Genomic DNA, 19,796 nt, shown 5'->3' with positions numbered 1-19,796 from the left:
GGACAAATCTGCCGCGGAAGAAGACATGGATCGGATCGAGTGCGTAGTAATCGGGGCGGGCGTCGTCGGACTGGCGATCGCCCGCGCGCTGGCCAAGCGCGGCCGCGAAGTCATCGTGCTGGAGGCGGGCGAGGGCATCGGCATCGGCACGAGCTCGCGCAACAGCGAAGTCGTTCACGCAGGCATCTACTATCCGCGCGGATCGCTGAAGGCCGAACTGTGCGTGCGCGGGCGCGACATGCTCTACGCGTTCTGTCAGGAGCACGGCGTGCCGCACCGGCAATGCGGCAAGCTGCTCGTCGCGACGGCGCGCAATCAGGTGCCGCAACTCGCGGCGCTGGAACAGAAGGGCATCGAGAATCGCGTGAAGGGACTCGTGCGCATCAGCGGCGCGCAGGCGGCCGAGATGGAGCCGCAACTTCAATGCGTCGAGGCGGTGTGGTCGCCGCTGACGGGCATCGTCGACAGTCATCAGTACATGCTCGCGCTGCAGGGCGAGGCGGAGAATCACGGCGCGAATATCGTGTTCCATACGCCGGTCACGTCGGTCGATGCGCGCGAAGGCTGCTTCATCGTCGAGACGGGTGGCGAGTCGCCGGCGCGCTTTCGGGCGTCGTTTCTCATCAACAGTGCGGGCTTGCATGCGAACGAGATCGCGCGGCGCATTCGCGGACTGGACGATCGTCACGTGCCGCCGCTCTACTTCGCGAAGGGCAACTACTTCAGCGTGAGCGGACGCGCGCCGTTCGAGCGGCTCATTTATCCGATGCCGAACGAAGCCGGCCTCGGCGTGCATCTGACGATCGATCTCGGCGGGCAGGCGAAGTTCGGTCCGGACGTCGAATGGGTGCAGGCGCTCAATTACGACGTCGATCCGCGTCGCGCCGATTCCTTCTACGCCGCGATCCGCGCGTATTGGCCGGGTCTGCCCGACGACGCGCTTCAACCCGCGTACGCGGGCATCCGTCCGAAGCTGTCCGGTCCGGGCCAGGCGGCGGCGGATTTCGTGATCCAGGGCAAATCGGCGCACGGCGTGCCGGGACTCGTGAACCTCTTCGGCATCGAATCGCCGGGATTGACGGCATCGCTCGCGATCGCCGAACGCGTCGCCGACATGGCGCGCTGACTGTCATGCGACTTTCCGCCGTGCCTTATCTCTAACATTTGGCGTCGTCGACTCGCTTTCAGGTTGCTATGCTCGGGTATCGCCGTCGCCAAGAACGGCGCTATCCCCCAATACAACATGGAGTGAGTCACCATGAAGACATCACGTCGCACGTTTCTCATTACCAGCGTGGGCGTCGCATCGACGTTCGCGCTCGGCTCGAAAGCGGCCTTCGCCGCCGACGCCCCGAAAGTCGCTGAAAGCGATCCCACCGCGCAGGCACTCGGCTACAAGGAAGACGCGAGCAAGGTCGACAAGGCCAAGTTCGCGAAGTACGCCGCCGGGCAGGACTGCGGCAACTGTCAGTTCTATCAGGGCAAGCCGACGGACGCCTACGCGCCGTGCCCGATGTTCAGCAACAAGCAGGTCGCGGCGAAGGGCTGGTGCAGCGCCTATGTGAAAAAGGCATAAGCGCGGCTCGCTCCCGAGCCGAAGCGCGCCCGGCCGAAAGGCACGGCGCGCTTTTCTTCGTTCGCAATTAGCTTGATCGGGAGAAAAACCGTCTTTACACTCGCCAAGGAAAAAAGAGCCGCGCGTTCGCATCTTTAAAGCGCGGACACCCACTGACCTTGGGGGATCGCATGCCAGGAAGAGCATTGAACGCGCGCGCCGTGATGGCGGCGGTCATCGGCAACGCGCTGGAGTGGTACGACTTCACCGTGTTCGGCTTCATGACGGTCGTCATCGCCCGCTTGTTCTTTCCGAGCAGCAGCGATTATTCGTCGATTCTTCTGACCACCGCGACCTTCGGCGTCGCGTTCGTGATGCGTCCCGTGGGCGGCATCGTTCTCGGCCTGTATGCGGATCGCGCGGGGCGCAAGGCGGCGCTGACGCTCGTCATCGGACTGATGACGCTCGGCATTCTCCTGCTCGCGATAGCGCCGCCGTATTCGGCGATCGGCATCGGCGCGCCGCTCGTCATCGTGTTCGCGCGGCTGCTGCAGGGATTTTCCGCTGGCGGCGAGTTCGGCAGTTCGACCGCGCTGCTGATCGAAGCGGCGCCGTTTTCGAAGCGCGGCTTCTACGGCAGTTTCCAGATGGCGAGCCAGGCGGCGTCGCTCCTGCTCGGCGCGATCGTCGGCTCGGCGATTTCGCGCGGACTGTCGCCCGAAGCGCTCGATTCATGGGGATGGCGCGTGCCGTTCATCTTCGGTCTCGTGATCGGGCCGGTCGGGCTGTACATTCGCCGCAACATGGCCGACACCGAAGCGTTCCTGCACGCGAAGAAAACCGCGCGCCGGGCGACGCTCGGCGAAGTGTTCAGCACGCATGGCCGCGAGGTGCTGTGCGGGCTCGGCTCGGTGATCGCGTTGACGGTGAGCGTGTACGTGCTGATTGCCTATCTGCCGACGTTCGCCGTCAAGCAATTGAAGCTGCCGTTCGGTCAGTCGTTCACGGCGTTGATCGTCGGCAATCTTCTGCTGACGGTGCTGTCGCCGGTCACGGGCGCGTGGTCGGATCGCATCGGGCGCAAAGGGCTGTCGCTGTGGTCGCTCGCGATCACGCTCGTCATCATCTATCCGCTTTTCGCGTGGCTCGCGGCGGAACCGAGCGTGATGCGGCTCGTTGTCGTGCAGGCGCTGCTGTCGATCGCGCTGTCGGGATACTACGGGCCGTTCGGCGCGCTGATCGCGGAGCTGTTTCCGGCGCACGTGCGCTCGACGGGGCTTTCCCTCGCGTACAACATCGCGGTGATGATCTTCGGCGGCTTCGGACAGTTCATCGTGACGTGGCTCATCCGCATGACCGAATCGCAACTCGCACCCACGTTCTATGTGATGGGCGGGCTCGTGCTCTCGCTGATCGCAGTGGCGTGCATCCCGGCGACGCGCCATGCGGATGTCGACGAAGCGCGCGACCTCACGCGTTAGGCGGAAGCCGACTACACGGCCGGGCGCGCGCAGGCGATTCTTCCTAACCCGTTCGGACAGGTGGCATGGGGCGAACGTTGGCGGTCATAATCTGCCCATCGTCGTGCAAATGCGAGGGCGGAAAATGGTTAGGACCGTTGAATTAATCGAGCGTAAGTATGAAGCGGGACGGGCAGCGGGGCGGTCGTCGAGCGAATGGGGCGAGATGCCGTTGCTGGATTCGGAGAAGCTCGTCGTGGTTCCGAAGGACAGGCTGGCGCTCTACATTGCGCGGCTTCAAGAGGTCGAAAACGAGCTTTGCCGGCGGACAGTCGACGAGACGTTCGAGTTGATGGAGGCGCAGGGTGTCAGTTTTCTTACGCCGGCAGATCTCGAGGAGGAGGAAGCGTCGCAAGGTGGGAAGCCTCTGCGAGCGCGGCGCATACGTAGGACGCGGGCGCCGAAATCGTCGTTTCTCAATATGTTTCGCAACATGTTCGCGAAACGAACGAAGCAGGCCGGATGATGGGGCGCGGCGTGAAGTTCTTGATGCCGAGCTGGTGTGATTATCACCAGTGGCGCAGTTCGGATGCGAAGACCTTCGAGAAGCTGACGAGCCTGATCGATGAGTGCTGCCGCAGCCCGTTCAAGGGAACGGGCAAGCCGGAACCGCTCAGGCACGACAAAGCGTAGTCGCCGCGCATCGTTCGCTGCCGCGGCCACCACGGCGACAACCAGCGCTTACCGCTCCAGCCCCGCCTTCACCAGCAACTCGGCCAGCACTTCCGTCATCCCGCCTTCATGCGCTTCGGCGCGTTCCTTCAACTGCTTGACGAGCTTTTCATCGAGCTTGCACGCGAACGGCACGAGCCCCTTCGCCTGATCCAGCTTGCGCTGTTCGCGCCGATCGACCTTCTGCGCATCCGCTGCGCCCACGCGTGCCCGGCCGCCCTGCTTGAGGTCGTTGGCGAGTTTGAATGCCTTGTTCTGTTCCAGTTCGAATTTGTTCACGCGATGCTCCGATGCGACGATTGATTGCAAGTCCGACATTGTACGGAACTAGCGACCCGCCTCCGCCAGCGCATCGATGCGCGCCCGCATGCGCCGCCAGTGCGAGCCTTCCCAGAACACGCGATGGCACACATCGCAGGTCACGAAGCGCGCATGCCGCTCACGTACGCCCTCGGGCACGCGGCCGTCGATCTCGCCGGGCGCGGCCGGACGCAATGGCGCGTTGCACATCAGGCAGAGACGGAACGCGCGGACGTGCGGCGCGAGATCGAAGCGCTCCGAGACTTCGCGGAACTGGTCGTCGGCTTGCAGGGTCCGCACGTAGCATCCTCGCAAGACGGTGCGGCGCTTGAGCAATTCGCGATCGCGCGTGAGCACGATGCGCGCTTCGTCCTGCGCGAGCTGCTCGATTTCATCGTCGGGGAAGTTGTTGTCGTAGCGCGTGTCGAAGCCCGCCAGTCGCAGCAATTGCGCGAGTCCGCCGAGATGCGCATCGGCGATGAAACGCAGGTCCGCGGCGTCGAGCGGCGGGCGCAGCAGCAGCGCGCCGTTCTCCATTCCGGCGGGCGCGTGACGCGCGGGATAAACCTCGATGAGATCGTCCGGCTCGATCGGGGCGTCGAATCCAACCGCGCGGCCGGCCTTCACGATCAGATCGACTTCGGTATGCGGCACGCCGAGCGCCTCGATCATGTGCTTGGTCGACGAAGACTTCGCGCACGCGCACGCGAACGTGTGCCCGCGCAGGGATCGAGCGAGGAAATCGTTCAGTTCGCGATGGAAGTGAAAGCGCGCCTTGACCATGCAGCAGTATGGCATTGCGCGCTTCTGCGCGCTTTCCGGCGATGTGCTTTACTGGCGCTCGGTCCGCGCGGCATTGCGCGCGCGGCAAGCGGACAAGGCAAAGGAGCACACGAGCATGGATATCGGATTCATCGGATTGGGGGAAATGGGCGGCGCGATGGCGGAGCGCGCGCTCAAGGCGGGGCACAGCGTGCGCGTCTGGAATCGCTCGCGCGACAAAACGCGCGCGCTCGCGGATCAGGGCGCGTCGGTCGTCGATACGCCCGAGCAGGCTTTCGCCGGCGACGCCGCGTTCTCCATGCTCGCCGACGATACCGCGCTGCGCTCCGTGCTCGTCGATGGCGGCCTGCTCAAGCACGCGCCGAAAGGCCTGGTGCACGTCAACATGGCGACTATCTCGGCGGCGCTCGCCACCGAGCTCGCCGAATTGCACGCGCAGCACGGCGTCGCGTATGTCGCCGCGCCGGTGCTCGGCCGGCCGGACGTCGCGGCGGCGGGCAAGCTCAACATTCTCGCGGCGGGCGCGAGCGAAGCGATCGACCGTGTGCAGCCCGTCCTCGATGCGCTCGGCCAAAAAACGTGGCGCGTCGGCAGCGAGCCGCAGCACGCGAACGTGCTCAAGCTCGCCGCGAATTTCATGCTGGCGTCGGCGATCGAGAGCTTCGGCGAGGCGGCGGCGCTCGTGAGCGGCCACGGCATCGAATCGCAGATGCTGCTCGACGTCATCACGAATTCGCTGTTTCCAGGACCGGTCTATCAGGGATACGGGAAGATGATCGCCGAGCGGCGCTACGAGCCCGCGCTCTTCAAGGCGCGTCTCGGACTAAAGGACGTGCGTCTCGCGATCGCCGCGGGCGACGCCGTCAACGTGCCGCTGCCGGTGGCGAGCGTCGTGCGCGACAATCTCGTCGATGCGCTCGCCCACGGCGACGGCGAGAAGGATTTCGCCGTGCTCGGTCAGGTGGCCGCGCGCCGCGCGGGGCGCGAATCGTAAATCGATGTCGTGGCGAAGGCGGTCAAACGGCATAATTCGAATCCCGTTTCTTCCTCGCCACGCCGCAATGAGCCTGCATCTCTGGTGGCTGTTCGTCGCCACCGTCTTCGTCGTATCCGCGATTCCCGGCCCCAACATGCTGCTCGTCATGACGCACGGCGCACGGCATGGTCTCGAGCGCTCGACCGCCACCATGGCCGGCTGTCTGACGGCGCTCGTCATCATGTTGTCGGTGTCGGCGGCGGGGTTGGGCGTGTTTCTCGAAGCGTGGCCGCGCCTCTTCGACACGCTGCGTCTGATCGGCGCCGCGTATCTCGTCTGGCTCGGCGTGAAAAGCTGGCGCGCCAAGGCGGGCGCGATCGACGTGCGCGACGAAACCGGCGGCGCGCATGCTTTCAGACCCTTCACGCTTTTTCGCAACGGCTTTCTCGTCGCGAGCAGCAATCCGAAGGCGATTCTCTTTGCGGCGGCGCTGCTGCCGCAGTTCATCGATGCAAGCCGGCCGGTCTTGCCGCAATTCGCGGTGCTCGTGTCGACATTCGCCGTCATCGAGGTGAGCTGGTACGCCGTGTACGCGGGGCTCGGCGCGCGCATCGGCGACAAACTGAAAAGCGCGAGCGTCGCGCAGGCGTTCAACCGGCTAACGGGCGGCGTGTTCGTCGGCTTCGGCGCGATGATGGCGCTCGTGCGTCACTAACGCGCTTCCAAACGTCTGCAAAAACGGGTGCGTGACTTGCTGCCGTTTTGAGTGCTTCATTCGCTTTCGAACAGACATACGCGAATCGGCAGCGCATAGTCGCGCTCGTCCGGTTCGCGGCGAAACGAAAAGAACAGCTAAAAGGAGGCGCTCATGGATGAGACAGGCCGACGCGCCGTTTTCGCCGCGCTCTTGCCGCTCTGCTTCGGCATGCTTTCGACGACGTGCGCGCGCGCCGACGACACGCCGAATCCGTGCGATGCGCTCAAACGCGTGCTGTCCGCCGCGCCGAATTTCTCGTCGCTTTCCGCTTTCGACGGCCGCGCGATCGCGCTTCCCTACGGCGACGACGCGAAGTGCGCCGCTTCGCAAACCAACTATCGATGCACATGGACGCCGCGCGGCGGATCGAGCGCGGATTCGCTGCAGGGCGTCGCGGCGGACATCGCCTCGTGCGTGCCCGACGCGAGCACGATCAGAATTCGCCCGCGCGCCAGCACTTCTATCTGGGCGCACGCGGTGCGCGCACCGAGATTACGGCGGCGCAGGCCGGGTCGAACAAGCTGACACTCGAAATTTACGGTTCCCGCTGAGGCCATCATGAGCAAGCGCATCCTAATAGCCGACGACGACGACGATGCGCTCGCCGGTCTCGCGAACTTGCTGACCGGCATGGGCCACGAGGTCGCGCTCGCGGCGAACGGCGCGCAGGCTGTGGAAGTCGCCGCGCAGTTCGACCCCGAAGTCGTGATCCTCGATCTCGGCATGCCGCTCGTCGACGGACTTGCGGCGGCGCGCCAGTTGCGCAAGCTGCCGAACGGCCACGCGTTGATGCTCGTCGCGCTCACCGGCTGGGGGCAGCCCCAGCATCGAGAAATGACGCTCGACGCAGGTTTCGACATGCATCTCGTCAAGCCGATTTCCGCGGATCAGCTCCAGTTCATCCTTTCGATGATGCAGCCCTGAGTTTCGTCGGCGTGTCGGGCGTCAGCGCGCCGCAACGGCCATGTTGCGATGCACCAATATTCTTGGTATATTTACTCCTGTCTCCTCCATGTCTCCACTGATATGGATTCAGCCCGTCGACCCTGGCGGGCTTTTTTTCGTCGGTACCTTCCGATGCTGCGCCGCACCGACTGATACGAAAAAGGCCGATTCGCCCCGTAGCGAATCGGCCTTTTTTGATTCGGCTGAAGCTCGATCAGCGGGCGAGCCCCGTCTCTTCGTCGGCGCCGATCGCGAGATTCATACACTGGATCGCCGCGCCCGACGCGCCCTTGCCCAGATTGTCGAGGCGCGCCACGGTCACGAAGCGCTCGTCGTTGCCGAACACGAAAATATCGACGCGATTCGTTTCGTTGCACGCCTGAACGTCGAAGAAGCCGGCGTCGAGGTTACTCTCAGCGTCGAACGGCATGACGCGCACGAAGGGCTCGTTGTTGTAATACTCGGCGAGCATGTCGCGCACGTCCTGCGGCTTCGCCGGGCGCGCGAGCTGGTCCGGCGAGAAATACGTCGTCACGGCGAGACCTTTCAGGAACGGTCCGACGATCGGCGTGAAGACCGGCGCGCGTTTCAGACCCGTGCGCACCGACATTTCCGGCAGATGCTTGTGCGTCAGGCCGAGCGCATACGGGCGCGGGCTCATCAGCTTGTCGTCGCCGCCTGCTTCGTACTCCGCGATCATCTTCTTGCCGCCGCCGCTGTAGCCGGTGATCGAATAGGCGTGAGCGTGGAAATCGGCGGGCACGAGGCCGCCCGCGACGAGCGGCTGCACAGACAGCACGAACGCCGACGCGTGGCAACCCGGCACCGCGATGCGCTTCGCCGTGCGCAGGCGCTCACGCTGCGCGCGCGACAACTCCGGCAGACCGTACGCCCAGTCGTCCTGCGTGCGGAACGCCGTGCTGGCGTCGATCATCACGGTGCGCGTGTTGTCCGGCGCGACGAGCGAAACCGACTCGCGCGACGCGACATCCGGCAGGCACAGGAACGTCACGTCCGATGCGTTGATGAGGCGGCGGCGCTCCTCCACGTCCTTGCGCTTCGCATCCTCGATGCGCAACACTTCGATGTCACGGCGCTGCGACAGATATTCGAAAATCTTCAGGCCGGTGGTGCCTTCCTGTCCGTCGACAAATACTTTCGTGGTCATCTCGATCTCGCTGGTTCGTGCGGGCGCTCGCCGCAAAACGGACATTTTAGTGCGAATTCGAGGCGGGTTGATGTCCGTCGTTGTCGACGGCGGCGCGATCGCCGATCCAGCGCGCCGTCACAGCCGCGACGCGCGCGCCGAAAACCTTCGCCGTCTCCAGATCGCCGATCGGAGGCGCTTCCTCCGGCGAGGCATCCGCGGGCGATTGCGTGAGCAGTCCGGTGAATCCGCCGACGAAATTCAGGTCGTTGCGCGTGGCCGCCTTCGTGTTCGACGGCATCATGCCCGTGCCGACCCAGACCATGCCGTGCTGCATGGCGAGCGTTACGAAATACGAGATCGTCAGGAATTTGTCGCCGTTCATGTGCGCCGAATTCGTGAAGCCGGCCGCGATCTTGTCCTTCCATTTCTGCGCGAACCACGGTTTCGAGCTTGCATCGGCGAATTTCTTGAAATCGGCGGACGGCCCGCCCATGTAGGTCGGCGCGCCGAAAACGATGGCGTCGGCGGCGTCGAGTTCGGCCCAGCCAGCGTCGTCGAGCTCGCCGACGGCGATCAGCTTCACGTTCGCGCCGGCGTCCGTTGCGCCGCCGAGCACGGCGTCCGCGACCTTCTTCGTGTGGCCGTAGCCGCTGTGATAAACGATGACGATGTTCGGCATGGTGTCCCCGAGGTCGGTCCGTGCGCGGCGGCACACGCCGAAGGCGCGCCGTGCGGACGGTTCGGGCCAGTCTAGCAAAGACAATTTTTGACCGACCGGCGCGACCGCACGGTTCTCGACGTCCGACTATCGCCCGTATGTGAAGGTGAGTCGCGCGCTGGCGATGGCCATTGTGCGGATTTCGTGTTCGAACATGAGTGCGGGCGTGCCCTGGCGCAAGCGTAGATCGGCGCTGTTGAGCGCGTACACGGTCACGATGTAGCGATGCGGCTTGCCGGGCGGCGGGCAGGGGCCGCCGTAGCCGTCCGTGTCCCAGTCGTTGCGCGCTTCGATGGCGCCCAGCTTGCGCAGCGCGCCCGAAGCGCTCGCGTTGTTCGGCAGCCGATCCGTGCCGGCGGGAATGCCGGCGACGGCCCAGTGCCACCATCCGCGCCCCGGCGCGTCGGGGTCGAAGATGGTCACGGCGAAGCTGCGCGCGTTCGAAGGCGCGCCATGCCAGGAAATTTGCGGCGATCGGTTGCCGCCCTTGCACTCGGATTGATCGAAAAGCAGATCGCGCCCGATAGTCTTGCCCGGCGCGAGATCCGTACTGGTCACGGTGAAGACCGGATCGGCCGCAGCGTCGCGCGAAATGGGAAAAACCGCCGCCGCCAAGGCGATGAACAGTACTGATACGACATGGCCACTCGAACTCACGCGTCGGCCGGTGAGGCGCATGGGCTGAACTCCTGTCAGTATCGCCGCGCGTTATAGCAGCGTTTCGCTGGCCGCAACGATGTTTTTTGTCTCAGTGATGCGCTTCGAACCAGCTTGCAGTTTAACATTGCAACAAAGCATTAAAGCTTGGATTCCTTGGGACTTAACCGATGGCGCATTGTGCGCTCGCAGGTTTGGACGTAGTGAAAGCAGCGCCTTGACGGCGACGACTTCCGACTCTATTGAATGTAGAAATGAGTAATTCGATGCAGATTCGCGCGGCAACAAATCGACTGAAATACAGGAGAGTTAAATGAGCCAGCGAATAAAAGTCATTATCGCAGACGACCATCCGGTGATCCTTTTCGGCGCGACGCAGGCGCTCAACAAGTTTCCGGAGGTTGACGTCGTCGGGCAGGCGCGTCAGTCGACCGAACTCATCCAGTTGCTTCAGAAGTCTCCATGCGACGTTCTCGTCACCGATCTCGCCATGCCCGGCGGTTCGTACGGCGACGGCATGCCCTTGCTCGGCTACATCGGACGGCAATTCCCGCGGGTCAAACTCGTCGTGCTGACGATGCTCGAGAATCCGGCGTTGCTCAAACGTTTGCGCGAGGTCGGCGTGATGTCCATCATCAATAAGGCCGACGACATGAATCACATCGGCTGGGCGATCCAGCACGTGATGCGCGGCCAGGAATACCTCGGGCCGTCGGTGAAGGTCGCGCTCGACAGCATGGGCCTCGGCGCGAGCGGGCAGCAGCGCAGCGTCATCCTGTCCAAGCGCGAGCTCGAAGTGGTGCGCCTGTTCGTCTCGGGCATGACGATCACCGAAATTGCGGCTCAATTGCGGCGCAGTATCAAGACGATCAGCACGCAAAAGAATACGGCGATGCGCAAACTCGGCATCGAGCGCGATTCGGAATTGTTTCAGTACGCGCAAAGCAACGGATTAATGAACCTGTCGGCGTATTCCGGCGACGGCTCGCTCGACGATTCCTCGCTTTCCAATCCGAACTCGCTTTAGTTCGTCCGCTTGCAGAATTAAAAAAACCGCTGAGTTTAATCAGCGGTTTTTTGCATTTTCATTGCCTTGCGACTGTCAATATTTATTGCGGAGCCGCAGTTGCACCGCCGTGCGCGGCCGACCATTCCGCCGGCGCATGCAGGAATTTCTCGACTTCATCGAGCGTCTTCGTCTCGAAATAGCCCTGTTCCTTCGCGACGCGCAGCACGTCCCACCATGTGGCGAGCGCGTGCAGATCGACGTCGATGTCCTTCAGCACGGACACGCTTTCCTTGAAGATGTTGTAGTGGAAGAGCACGAAGCAGTGATTCACCGTCGCGCCCGCGGTGCGCAGCGCGTTGATGAAGTTGATCTTGCTGCGGCTGTCGGTGGTCAGGTCCTCGACCAGCAGCACGCGCTGGCCTTCGGTCAGCAAACCTTCGATCTGCGCGTTGCGGCCGAAGCCCTTCGGCTTCTTGCGCACATATTGCATCGGCACCATCAGGCGATCGGCGATCCACGCCGCGAACGGGATGCCAGCGGTCTCGCCGCCGGCGACCGCGTCGATCTGCTCGTAGCCGACGTCGCGCAGAATGGTCGCTTCGGCCATCTCCATCAGGCCGCGGCGCACGCGCGGGTAGGAGATCAGCTTGCGGCAATCGATATACACGGGGCTCGCCCAACCGGACGTGAAGATGTACGGTTTTTCCGCGTTGAAGTGCACCGCCTGCACTTCGAGCAACATCTTGGCGGTGGTGTCGGAGATCGTCTGGCGATCGAAGCCTGTCATGGGCGAATCCTTGGACTTGTGTGGCGCTTGGAAAGCGGGAGGCGGCCGCGCGGGCCCTGGCGCATGGATCAACGCGGAAAGAGCATTCCTTTCGGATGGCTTTTGGCGTTTCCTGCGCGCGTGTCGACGGGACTTGGCGCTTCGGCGCCTTAGTTCGGCGCCTTAAGGCCGTCCCATGCACAGCTAGCCCGCCATTTTACCCGAGGCGGCGAGGCGGGGCGAATTGTTTGCAGGTTGTGAAGCCGCGCCGCTCGCGCGTAAACTCGCGGCGCTGTTGCGCAACTTCACATCGCCGATGACATCCGTTCCCTCTACACAAGATTCCAGCGTCGCGCCCACGCGCCACGCGCTGCAGGCGCTCATCGCGTCCGTTCTCGGCTACGCGATGGACGGCTTCGATCTGCTGATTCTCGGCTTCATGCTGCCCGCGATCGCCGCCGACCTGCATCTCACGCCCGCGCAATCCGGCGCGCTCGTCACGTGGACGCTCGCCGGCGCGGTCGCGGGCGGCATCGTGTTCGGCATGCTGTCCGACTATTTCGGCCGCGTCCGCATGTTGACCTGGACGATTCTCGTGTTCGCCGTCTTCACCGGTTTATGCGCGCTCGCGCAGGGCTATGGCGATCTTCTGATTTACCGCACCATCGCCGGGATCGGGCTGGGCGGGGAATTCGGCATCGGCATGGCGCTCGTCGCCGAGGCGTGGCCCGCGCGTTTGCGGGCGCGCGTGTCGTCGTATGTCGGAATCGGCTGGCAACTGGGCGTGCTCGCCGCCGCGCTCGTCACGCCGTTGCTCCTCCCCCTGATCGGCTGGCGCGGCATGTTCGCGGTGGGGCTGCTGCCGGCGGTGGCGTCGTTTTTCGTGCGGCGGCATGTGGAGGAACCCGCGCTCTTCACCGAACGCCGCGCGGCCGCGAAAGCGAACCGCGCCCGCAAGCTGCCGCTCAAACGTCTCTTCGACGACGCCCGCACCGCGCGCGCGAGCATCGGCGTCATCATTCTGTGCTCGGTGCAGAACTTCGGCTATTACGGGCTGATGATCTGGCTGCCGAGCTATCTGTCGAAGACGTTCGGCTACTCGCTCACGAGATCCGGTCTCTGGACCGCGGCCACCGTGCTCGGCATGGCGCTCGGCATTTGGCTGTTCGGTCTCGCGGCGGATCGCTTCGGGCGCAAGCCCGCGTTTCTCGTCTATCAGATCGGCGCGGTCGCGATGGTCTTCGTCTACTCCAATCTGACGAGCCCGTCCGCGTTGCTGATCGGCGGCGCGGTGATGGGCGTGTTCGTGAACGGCATGCTCGGCGGCTACGGCGCGCTGATCTCCGAAATCTATCCGACCGAAGCGCGCGCGACAGCGCAGAACGTGCTGTTCAACATCGGGCGCGCGGTGGGCGGTCTGGGACCGGTCGCGGTCGGCGCGCTGGCGGCGCGCTATTCGTTCGCGGTCGCGCTCGCGTTCCTCGCGTCGATCTATCTGCTCGATGTCATCGCGACGCTCTTTCTGATCCCCGAAAAGCGCGGCGCCGAGCTCGTCTGAGCGTGCTTCATCGGACGAAATTGCGCTGAAACGTTGCATCGCGTCATTTCAAGTGCGCGGTGTACACTGGACGTCCCAAAAAAACCAAGGCTCCGTCCGCTCGTCACATCCTTCCGAGCGGCACGTTGCGTCTATCCGACGTGCCGAGCCGTGATACTTGGTCCATCGATTCACATTTCCGCATTCATTGCAGCACGGTCGACGGCAGTGTGAACCCTGTTCAAATAATTCCCAAACGTCTCAGGTCAATCATGGACGAACAACTCAAGCAAAGCGCCCTCGCGTATCACCAGAATCCCCGCCCCGGCAAGATTTCGGTTACTCCGACCAAGCCGCTATCCAACCAGCTCGATCTCTCGCTCGCGTATTCGCCGGGCGTCGCGGCCGCTTGCATGGCGATCTACGACGAACCGCTCGACGCGCAGAAGTACACGTCGCGCGCGAATCTCGTCGGCGTCGTGACGAACGGCACGGCCGTGCTGGGACTCGGCAACATCGGCCCGCTCGCGGCCAAGCCGGTAATGGAAGGCAAAGGGTGCCTGTTCAAGAAGTTCGCGGGCATCGACGTGTTCGACATCGAGTTGGCTGAAACCGATCCGGACAAACTCGTCGATGCGATCGCGATGCTCGAACCGACGCTCGGCGGCATCAATCTCGAAGACATCAAGGCGCCGGAATGCTTCTATATCGAGAAGAAGCTGCGCGAGCGCATGAAGATTCCCGTTTTCCATGACGATCAGCACGGCACGGCGATTATCGCTTCGGCGGCGATTCTCAATGGCCTGAAAGTGGTCGGCAAGAAGCTCGAGGAAGTGAGGCTCGTCTGCTCGGGCGCGGGCGCGGCGGCGATCGCGTGTCTGGATCTGCTCGTGCATCTGGGTTTGAAGAAGTCGAACACGCTCGTGATCGATTCGAAGGGCGTGATCTACGAAGGCCGCGGCAATCTGGATGCGTCGAAGGAGCGCTATCAGGCGTCGACCGACGCGCGCACCCTCGCCGATGCGATGCACGGCTGCGACGTGTTCCTCGGCTGTTCGAGCGCGGGCGTGCTGAAGGCCGAGATGGTCCAGACGATGGCCGACAAGCCGCTGATTCTCGCGCTCGCGAATCCCGAGCCGGAAATCCGCCCGGAAGAAGCGAAGCGCGTGCGTCCGGACTGTATCGTCGCGACGGGCCGTTCGGACTATCCGAACCAGGTCAACAACGTGCTGTGCTTTCCGTTTATCTTCCGCGGCGCGCTGGATGTCGGCGCGACGACGATCACCGAAGAGATGAAGCTCGCGTGCGTGCGCGCGATCGCGGAACTCGCCGAAGAGACCGATCAGGGCGATGAAGTCGCGAAGGCATACGAAGGTCATTCGCTGGAATTCGGTCCGGAATATCTGATTCCGAAGCCGTTCGATCCGCGCCTCATCATCAAGATCGCGCCGGCTGTCGCGCAAGCCGCGATGGATTCGGGCGTGGCGACGCGTCCGATCAAGGACATGGACGCGTATCGCGAGACGCTCGGCGCGACGGTGTATCGCACGGGCATGGTGATGCGCCCGGTGTTCGCGGCGGCGAAGGCGGCGCCGGCGCGCATCGCGTTCGCGGAAGGCGAGGACGAGCGCGTGCTGCGCGCCGCGCAGTTCGTGCTGCTGGAGAAGATCGCGAAGCCGATCATCATCGGGCGTCCGGCGGTCGTCGAGATGCGTCTGCAGAAGATGGGCTCGAAGCTGAAGCCAGGCGTCGATTTCGAGATCGTGAATCCGGAAGACGATCCGCGTTATCAGAAGAGCTGGCAGGCGTATCACGAGATCGCCGCGCGTCAGGGCGTGACGCCCGAAAGCGCGAAGGCCGCGCTGCGCAAGTTCAACACGCTGATCGGCGCGATTCTGGTTCATACCGGCGACGCGGACGGGATGATCTGCGGTCTCATCGACACGTATCAGGATCATCTGAAGTTCATCGATCAGGTGCTCGGCAAGGCCAAAGGCGCCAACAACTTCGCGGCGATGAACTTGCTGATGCTGCAAGGGCGCAATCTGTTCATCAGCGACACGTACGTCAATGAGACGCCGACGGCCGAACAACTCGCCGACATGACGATTCTCGCCGCGCGCGAGATCGAGCGTTTCGGCGTGCAGCCGAAGGTCGCGCTGCTGTCGAATTCGAACTTCGGCAGCGTGCCGAGCGCATCGGCGAGCCGGATGGCCGAAGCGCGCAAGCTGATCGCCGAGCGCGCGCCGGATCTCGAAATCGACGGTGAAATGCACGGCGACGCGGCTTTGTCGGAAGCCGTGCGCAAGGCTTCGTTCCCTGGCACGACGCTGCATGGCGAGGCGAATCTGCTCATCATGCCGAACGTCGAGGCGGCGAACATCACGTATAACCTGCTCAAGATGGTGAGCGGCGAAGGCGTGACGGTCGGGCCGTTCTTGTTGGGTGCCGCGAAGCCGGTTCATATCCTCACGCCGGCGGCGACCGTGCGTCGGATCATCAATATGACGGCGGTGGCGAGCGCGAATGCGCGCGTGGCGAAGTAAGGTTTATTTGCTGCGCTGAAAGAAAAACGGCGATCCGGAAAGGATCGCCGTTTTTTTTGAGCCAGCGCGTCAGGCTACTTGTCGCTTTTCGTCACCCTGCGGATCGCGCCACCGTCCCAGCAACTTCTCCCACTTCAGCTTCGCGGCCTTCACGTTGTTTTCCTTGATGTGCCCATACCCGCGCATCGAATCCGGCAGATTCGCCAGTTCGATCGCGAGCGGCAGCTTCTCTGCAGTCAATCCGCCGATCAGCTCCTTCACCAGCGCTTCGTATTCGCCGATCAACGCGCGCTCCATCTGCCGCTCCTCCGTGCGTCCGAACGGGTCGAGCGCCGTCCCGCGCAGGAACTTGAAACGAGCGAGAACACGCATCGCGGACATCATCCACGGGCCGTACTGCTGCTTCACCAGATGCCCATGCGAATCCTTCTTCGACAAGGAAGGCGGCGCGAGATGCACCTTGATCTTCCAGTCGCCTTCGAAGCTCCCGCGAATCTTGTCGAGGAAAACCGGATCGGCATACAGGCGCGCGACTTCGTACTCGTCCTTATAAGCCATGAGCTTGTGAAGATTCTTCGCGACAGCTTCCGTCAACGAATAATCACCGGTTCCGAGTTCCGCTTCCTTCGCGCGCACCGACGCGACCAGCCGCCCATACCGCGCCGCATAAGCCGTGTTCTGATACTTCGCGAGATAGTCGAGCCGCTTGTCGATGAGCGTATCGAGCGCCTTCGGCGTATGCAGCGCAATGATCTTGCCCGGCGCGTCTTGCGTTTGCGTCCCGTGAGCGAGCCGCGTAACCGACGAAAGATCGTGCGCCGCGCGTCGTCCCCATTCGAACGCCGCGAGATTCTTCTCGACCTGCACCGCGTTCAATTCGATCGCGCGCACCAGCGATTCATGCCGCAGCGGCACCCAGCCCTTCTGCCACGCAAACCCGAGCACAAACGGATTCGTATAAATCGCGTCGCCCATCAGCGCGACGGCGAAGCGGTTGGCATCGACGAGCGCGACGTGCTCGCCCGCCGCCGCGCGGATATCCGCCTCGGCGCTCGCGCCCGGAAAGCTCCAGTTCGGATTCTTGATGAACTCGGCGGTCGGCGTTTGCGCGCTGTTCACGACGACGCGCGTGTGGTCCGGCTGCATCCGTGAGCCGCATTCGTTGCTCGCGGTCACGATCGCGTCGCAGCCGATGACGAGATCCGCCTCGCCCATCGCGATGCGCGTCGCGTGGATATCGGCAGGACGATTCGCGATCTGCACGTGGCTCATCACGGCGCCGCCTTTCTGCGCAAGACCGGTGACGTCGAGCACGGTGACGCCTTTCTGCTCCAGATGCGCCGCCATGCCGAGCAGCGCGCCGATCGTCACGACGCCCGTTCCGCCGACGCCCGTCACCAGCACGCCATACGGCCGCCCGATTTCCGGCAGCTCGGGCGTGGGCACGGCGGGCATCGCATCGCTCGCGACGCTCGTCGCCTTCGGTTTCTTCAACTGCCCGCCTTCCACCGTGACGAAGCTCGGGCAGAAGCCGTTCAGACACGAATAGTCCTTGTTGCACGTCGACTGGTTGATCTGCCGCTTCGTGCCGTACTCGGTTTCGAGCGGTTCCACCGACAGGCAATTCGACTTCACCGAGCAATCGCCGCAACCTTCGCACACGGCCTCGTTGATGACGACGCGCTTCGCCGGATCGGGAAACGCGCCGCGTTTGCGGCGACGCCGTTTCTCGGTGGCGCAGGTCTGGTCGTAGATCAGGATCGACGTGCCCGGAATGTCGCGCAACTGGCGCTGGATATCGTCGAGTTCATCGCGATGATGCACGTCGATGCCCGGCGCGAGTCCGACGTTCGCGGTGTACTTCTCCGGCTCATCCGTGACGATGACGATCTTCGCCGCGCCTTCCGCCGCGAGCTGATGCGTGATCTGCGGCACGGTCAGCACGCCGTCGACGGGCTGGCCGCCCGTCATCGCGACGGCATCGTTGTAAAGAATCTTGTAGGTGATGTTCACCTTCGCCGCGATCGCCGCGCGGATCGCGAGCAGGCCCGAATGGAAGTACGTGCCGTCGCCGAGATTCGCGAAGACGTGCTTGTCGTTCGAGAACGGCGCCTGGCCGACCCACGCGACGCCTTCGCCGCCCATCTGGCTGAACGTGCTCGTGTTGCGGTCCATCCAGACCGTCATGTAGTGACAGCCGATTCCGGCCATCGCGCGCGATCCTTCCGGCACGTTCGTCGACGTATTGTGCGGACAGCCCGAGCAGAACCACGGCTTGCGCTCCGCCTCGACGCGCGGCCGCGCGAGCGATTTCTCCTTCGCGTCGATCACGGCGAGGCGCGTCGCGATGCGCGCACGCACGTCGGCGGGGAGATCGAACTTTTCGAGGCGCGTGGCGATCGCCTTCGCGATGATCGCGGGCGACAGCTCGTAGTGCGCGGGTAGAAGCCAGTTGCCCATCGGCACGGACCATTCGCCACCGGCGCCGTCTTTCTCGTCGAACTTGCCGTAGACGCGCGGACGTTGCGCATCCGGCCAGTTGTACAGCTCTTCCTTGATCGCGTATTCGAGAATCTGGCGCTTTTCTTCGACGACGAGAATCTCTTCCAGCCCGCGCGCGAATTCCTGCGCGCCTTGCGCTTCCAGCGGCCACACGCAGCCGACCTTGTAGAGACGAATGCCGATTTGCGAACACGTCGCGTCATCGAGGCCGAGATCGGTCAGTGCCTGACGCACGTCGAGATACGCCTTGCCGCCGGTCATGATGCCGAAGCGCGCGTGCGGCGAATCGATCTCCACGCGGTCGAGCTTGTTCGCGCGCACATAGGCCAGCGCCGCGTACCACTTGTAGTCGAGCAGACGCGCTTCCTGCACGAGCGGCGGATCGGGCCAGCGGATGTTCAGGCCGCCGTCGGGCATCGCGAAATCGGTGGGCAGCACGATTTGCGTGCGATGCGGATCGATATCGACCGAAGCCGACGACTCGACGACATCTGTCACGCATTTCATCGCGACCCACAGGCCGGAGTAGCGCGACATCGCCCAGCCGTGCAGGCCGAAATCGAGATATTCCTGCACGTTCGACGGAAACAGCACCGGCAGTCCGCACGCCTTGAAAATGTGCTCCGACTGATGCGCGAGCGTCGACGATTTCGCGGCGTGATCATCGCCGGCGAGCACGAGAACGCCGCCGTGCTTTGCGGAGCCAGCGGAGTTGCCGTGCTTGAAGACATCGCCCGAGCGATCGACGCCCGGACCTTTGCCGTACCACATCGAGAAAACGCCGTCGTATTTGGCGCTCGGGTACAGGTTGACTTGCTGCGAGCCCCACACGGCGGTGGCGGCCAGATCTTCGTTCACGCCCGGCTGAAACACGATCTGATGCCCGGCGAGATGCTTCTTCGCCTTCCAGAGGGACTGATCGAGACCACCGAGGGGAGAACCGCGATAACCGGAGATGAATCCGGCCGTATTGAGACCAGCGGCTTTGTCGCGCTCTTGCTGGAGCATCGGCAGACGCACCAGCGCCTGGATGCCGCTCATGTAGGCGCGGCCGCGTTCGAGCGTGTATTTGTCGTCGAGCGTGACGGACTTCAGCGCGGCTTCTAGCGAAGCTCTTTGTTCTGCGTCTAGCGGGGCGTTCATTATGTGTCTTCCTCCACCCGAGGTTTGGGATCACCAAAGCATGTTTCGGGCCGTCGCGTCTTATGAACGGTCGGGCCGGGATTCCAGTTTGCCGGTCTAAGGGTTTTCGAGACAGTGGGACAAACCCGTTAAAAATTCCTCGCTTGGTTGCGCCTTGCGTGAATTCCTTGACGATTTGACCGTGATCGGGAAGGTTTTGTTACATCGTGTAAAACCGACCGATCTGCGGAACCCTGCCACTCATCCCTGTCTAAAATGGC

Annotated in this window: 18 protein-coding genes and 1 pseudogene; 12 read left to right on the top strand and 7 right to left on the bottom strand. The window is 63.4% G+C overall.

Translation table 11 applies throughout. From position 1 onward, the window contains the following. The first annotated feature begins 25 nt into the window (after positions 1-25). The 5 genes from LDZ23_RS13180 (at position 26) to LDZ23_RS13160 (ending at position 3,708) form a co-directional block, all read left to right on the top strand. Positions 26-1,126 (top strand): NAD(P)/FAD-dependent oxidoreductase, encoded by a 1,101-nt coding sequence (locus LDZ23_RS13180; protein ID WP_008352675.1) that lies wholly within the window; start codon positions 26-28, stop codon positions 1,124-1,126. A 132-nt stretch (positions 1,127-1,258) separates the two neighbouring features. Beyond that, positions 1,259-1,576 carry a high-potential iron-sulfur protein gene (locus tag LDZ23_RS13175; RefSeq protein WP_008352676.1) on the top strand — a complete coding sequence of 106 codons (318 nt, stop codon included), beginning with the start codon at positions 1,259-1,261 and terminating at the stop codon, positions 1,574-1,576. Between the two features lie 170 nt (positions 1,577-1,746). Beyond that, positions 1,747-3,036, top strand: coding sequence for an MFS transporter (locus tag LDZ23_RS13170; protein WP_033536939.1), 1,290 nt, complete (start codon positions 1,747-1,749; stop codon positions 3,034-3,036). A gap of 205 nt (positions 3,037-3,241) precedes the next feature. Continuing rightward, complete coding sequence (locus LDZ23_RS13165; RefSeq protein ID WP_144403793.1) at positions 3,242-3,541, top strand: hypothetical protein; 300 nt, start codon at positions 3,242-3,244, stop codon at positions 3,539-3,541. Between the two features lie 23 nt (positions 3,542-3,564). Continuing rightward, a complete protein-coding gene (locus tag LDZ23_RS13160; RefSeq protein WP_200889185.1) occupies positions 3,565-3,708 on the top strand; it encodes a type II toxin-antitoxin system YoeB family toxin in 144 nt (47 codons plus the stop codon). Positions 3,709-3,756: 48 nt separating this feature from the next. On the opposite strand, the gene LDZ23_RS13155 is transcribed toward LDZ23_RS13160, so the two are convergent. Then, entirely contained in the window at positions 3,757-4,065 is a 309-nt protein-coding gene (locus LDZ23_RS13155) for a hypothetical protein (RefSeq protein ID WP_008352684.1), read from the bottom strand. Between the two features lie 9 nt (positions 4,066-4,074). Next, positions 4,075-4,830: a Mut7-C RNAse domain-containing protein gene (locus LDZ23_RS13150; RefSeq protein WP_033536938.1), complete on the bottom strand. Its 756-nt coding sequence runs from the start codon at positions 4,828-4,830 to the stop codon at positions 4,075-4,077. Between LDZ23_RS13150 and LDZ23_RS13145 the strand changes: the two genes are divergently transcribed. The 4 genes and pseudogenes from LDZ23_RS13145 to LDZ23_RS13130 all read left to right on the top strand — a co-directional run bounded on the left by LDZ23_RS13145 (position 4,829) and on the right by LDZ23_RS13130 (position 7,487). Further along, positions 4,829-5,824 (top strand): NAD(P)-dependent oxidoreductase, encoded by a 996-nt coding sequence (locus tag LDZ23_RS13145; RefSeq protein WP_268811672.1) that lies wholly within the window; start codon positions 4,829-4,831, stop codon positions 5,822-5,824. The two genes, LDZ23_RS13150 and LDZ23_RS13145, sit on opposite strands and share 2 nt — an antisense overlap. A gap of 67 nt (positions 5,825-5,891) precedes the next feature. Then, positions 5,892-6,521, top strand: a complete 630-nt coding sequence (locus LDZ23_RS13140; RefSeq protein WP_008352688.1) for a LysE family translocator — start codon at positions 5,892-5,894, stop codon at positions 6,519-6,521. 210 nt (positions 6,522-6,731) lie between these two features. After that, positions 6,732-7,114, top strand: a pseudogene (locus tag LDZ23_RS13135) (hypothetical protein). A gap of 7 nt (positions 7,115-7,121) precedes the next feature. After that, on the top strand, positions 7,122-7,487 hold the full coding sequence (locus tag LDZ23_RS13130; protein ID WP_008352689.1) for a response regulator: 366 nt from the start codon (positions 7,122-7,124) through the stop codon (positions 7,485-7,487). A gap of 235 nt (positions 7,488-7,722) precedes the next feature. On the opposite strand, the gene argC is transcribed toward LDZ23_RS13130, so the two are convergent. The 3 genes from argC to LDZ23_RS13115 form a co-directional block, all read right to left on the bottom strand. Further along, on the bottom strand, positions 7,723-8,676 hold the full coding sequence (argC, locus tag LDZ23_RS13125; RefSeq protein WP_008352692.1) for an N-acetyl-gamma-glutamyl-phosphate reductase: 954 nt from the start codon (positions 8,674-8,676) through the stop codon (positions 7,723-7,725). Positions 8,677-8,722: 46 nt separating this feature from the next. Then, positions 8,723-9,337 carry a flavodoxin family protein gene (locus tag LDZ23_RS13120; RefSeq protein ID WP_008352694.1) on the bottom strand — a complete coding sequence of 205 codons (615 nt, stop codon included), beginning with the start codon at positions 9,335-9,337 and terminating at the stop codon, positions 8,723-8,725. Positions 9,338-9,463: 126 nt separating this feature from the next. Continuing rightward, positions 9,464-10,054 (bottom strand): YbhB/YbcL family Raf kinase inhibitor-like protein, encoded by a 591-nt coding sequence (locus tag LDZ23_RS13115; protein WP_008352697.1) that lies wholly within the window; start codon positions 10,052-10,054, stop codon positions 9,464-9,466. A gap of 292 nt (positions 10,055-10,346) precedes the next feature. Here LDZ23_RS13115 and LDZ23_RS13110 point away from each other — a divergent pair, with 292 nt between their 5' ends. After that, complete coding sequence (locus LDZ23_RS13110; RefSeq protein WP_008352699.1) at positions 10,347-11,060, top strand: response regulator; 714 nt, start codon at positions 10,347-10,349, stop codon at positions 11,058-11,060. A gap of 82 nt (positions 11,061-11,142) precedes the next feature. Here LDZ23_RS13110 and LDZ23_RS13105 read toward each other — a convergent pair whose 3' ends face one another. Next, positions 11,143-11,829, bottom strand: coding sequence for an orotate phosphoribosyltransferase (locus LDZ23_RS13105; protein ID WP_008352701.1), 687 nt, complete (start codon positions 11,827-11,829; stop codon positions 11,143-11,145). A 295-nt stretch (positions 11,830-12,124) separates the two neighbouring features. On the opposite strand from LDZ23_RS13105, the gene LDZ23_RS13100 reads away from it, so the two are divergent. Together LDZ23_RS13100 and LDZ23_RS13095 are read left to right on the top strand one after the other, a co-directional pair. Further along, positions 12,125-13,366 carry an MFS transporter gene (locus tag LDZ23_RS13100; protein ID WP_033536942.1) on the top strand — a complete coding sequence of 414 codons (1,242 nt, stop codon included), beginning with the start codon at positions 12,125-12,127 and terminating at the stop codon, positions 13,364-13,366. 251 nt (positions 13,367-13,617) lie between these two features. Continuing rightward, positions 13,618-15,891: an NADP-dependent malic enzyme gene (locus tag LDZ23_RS13095; RefSeq protein WP_008352704.1), complete on the top strand. Its 2,274-nt coding sequence runs from the start codon at positions 13,618-13,620 to the stop codon at positions 15,889-15,891. A 69-nt stretch (positions 15,892-15,960) separates the two neighbouring features. On the opposite strand, the gene LDZ23_RS13090 is transcribed toward LDZ23_RS13095, so the two are convergent. Then, on the bottom strand, positions 15,961-19,536 hold the full coding sequence (locus LDZ23_RS13090) for an indolepyruvate ferredoxin oxidoreductase family protein (RefSeq protein WP_008352705.1): 3,576 nt from the start codon (positions 19,534-19,536) through the stop codon (positions 15,961-15,963). Positions 19,537-19,796: the final 260 nt, after the last annotated feature.

The sequence above is a fragment of the Caballeronia zhejiangensis genome (assembly GCF_022879815.1).
Classification (GTDB): Bacteria; Pseudomonadota; Gammaproteobacteria; order Burkholderiales; family Burkholderiaceae; genus Caballeronia; species Caballeronia zhejiangensis.
This window is presented reverse-complemented; position numbering and strand designations above follow the sequence as displayed.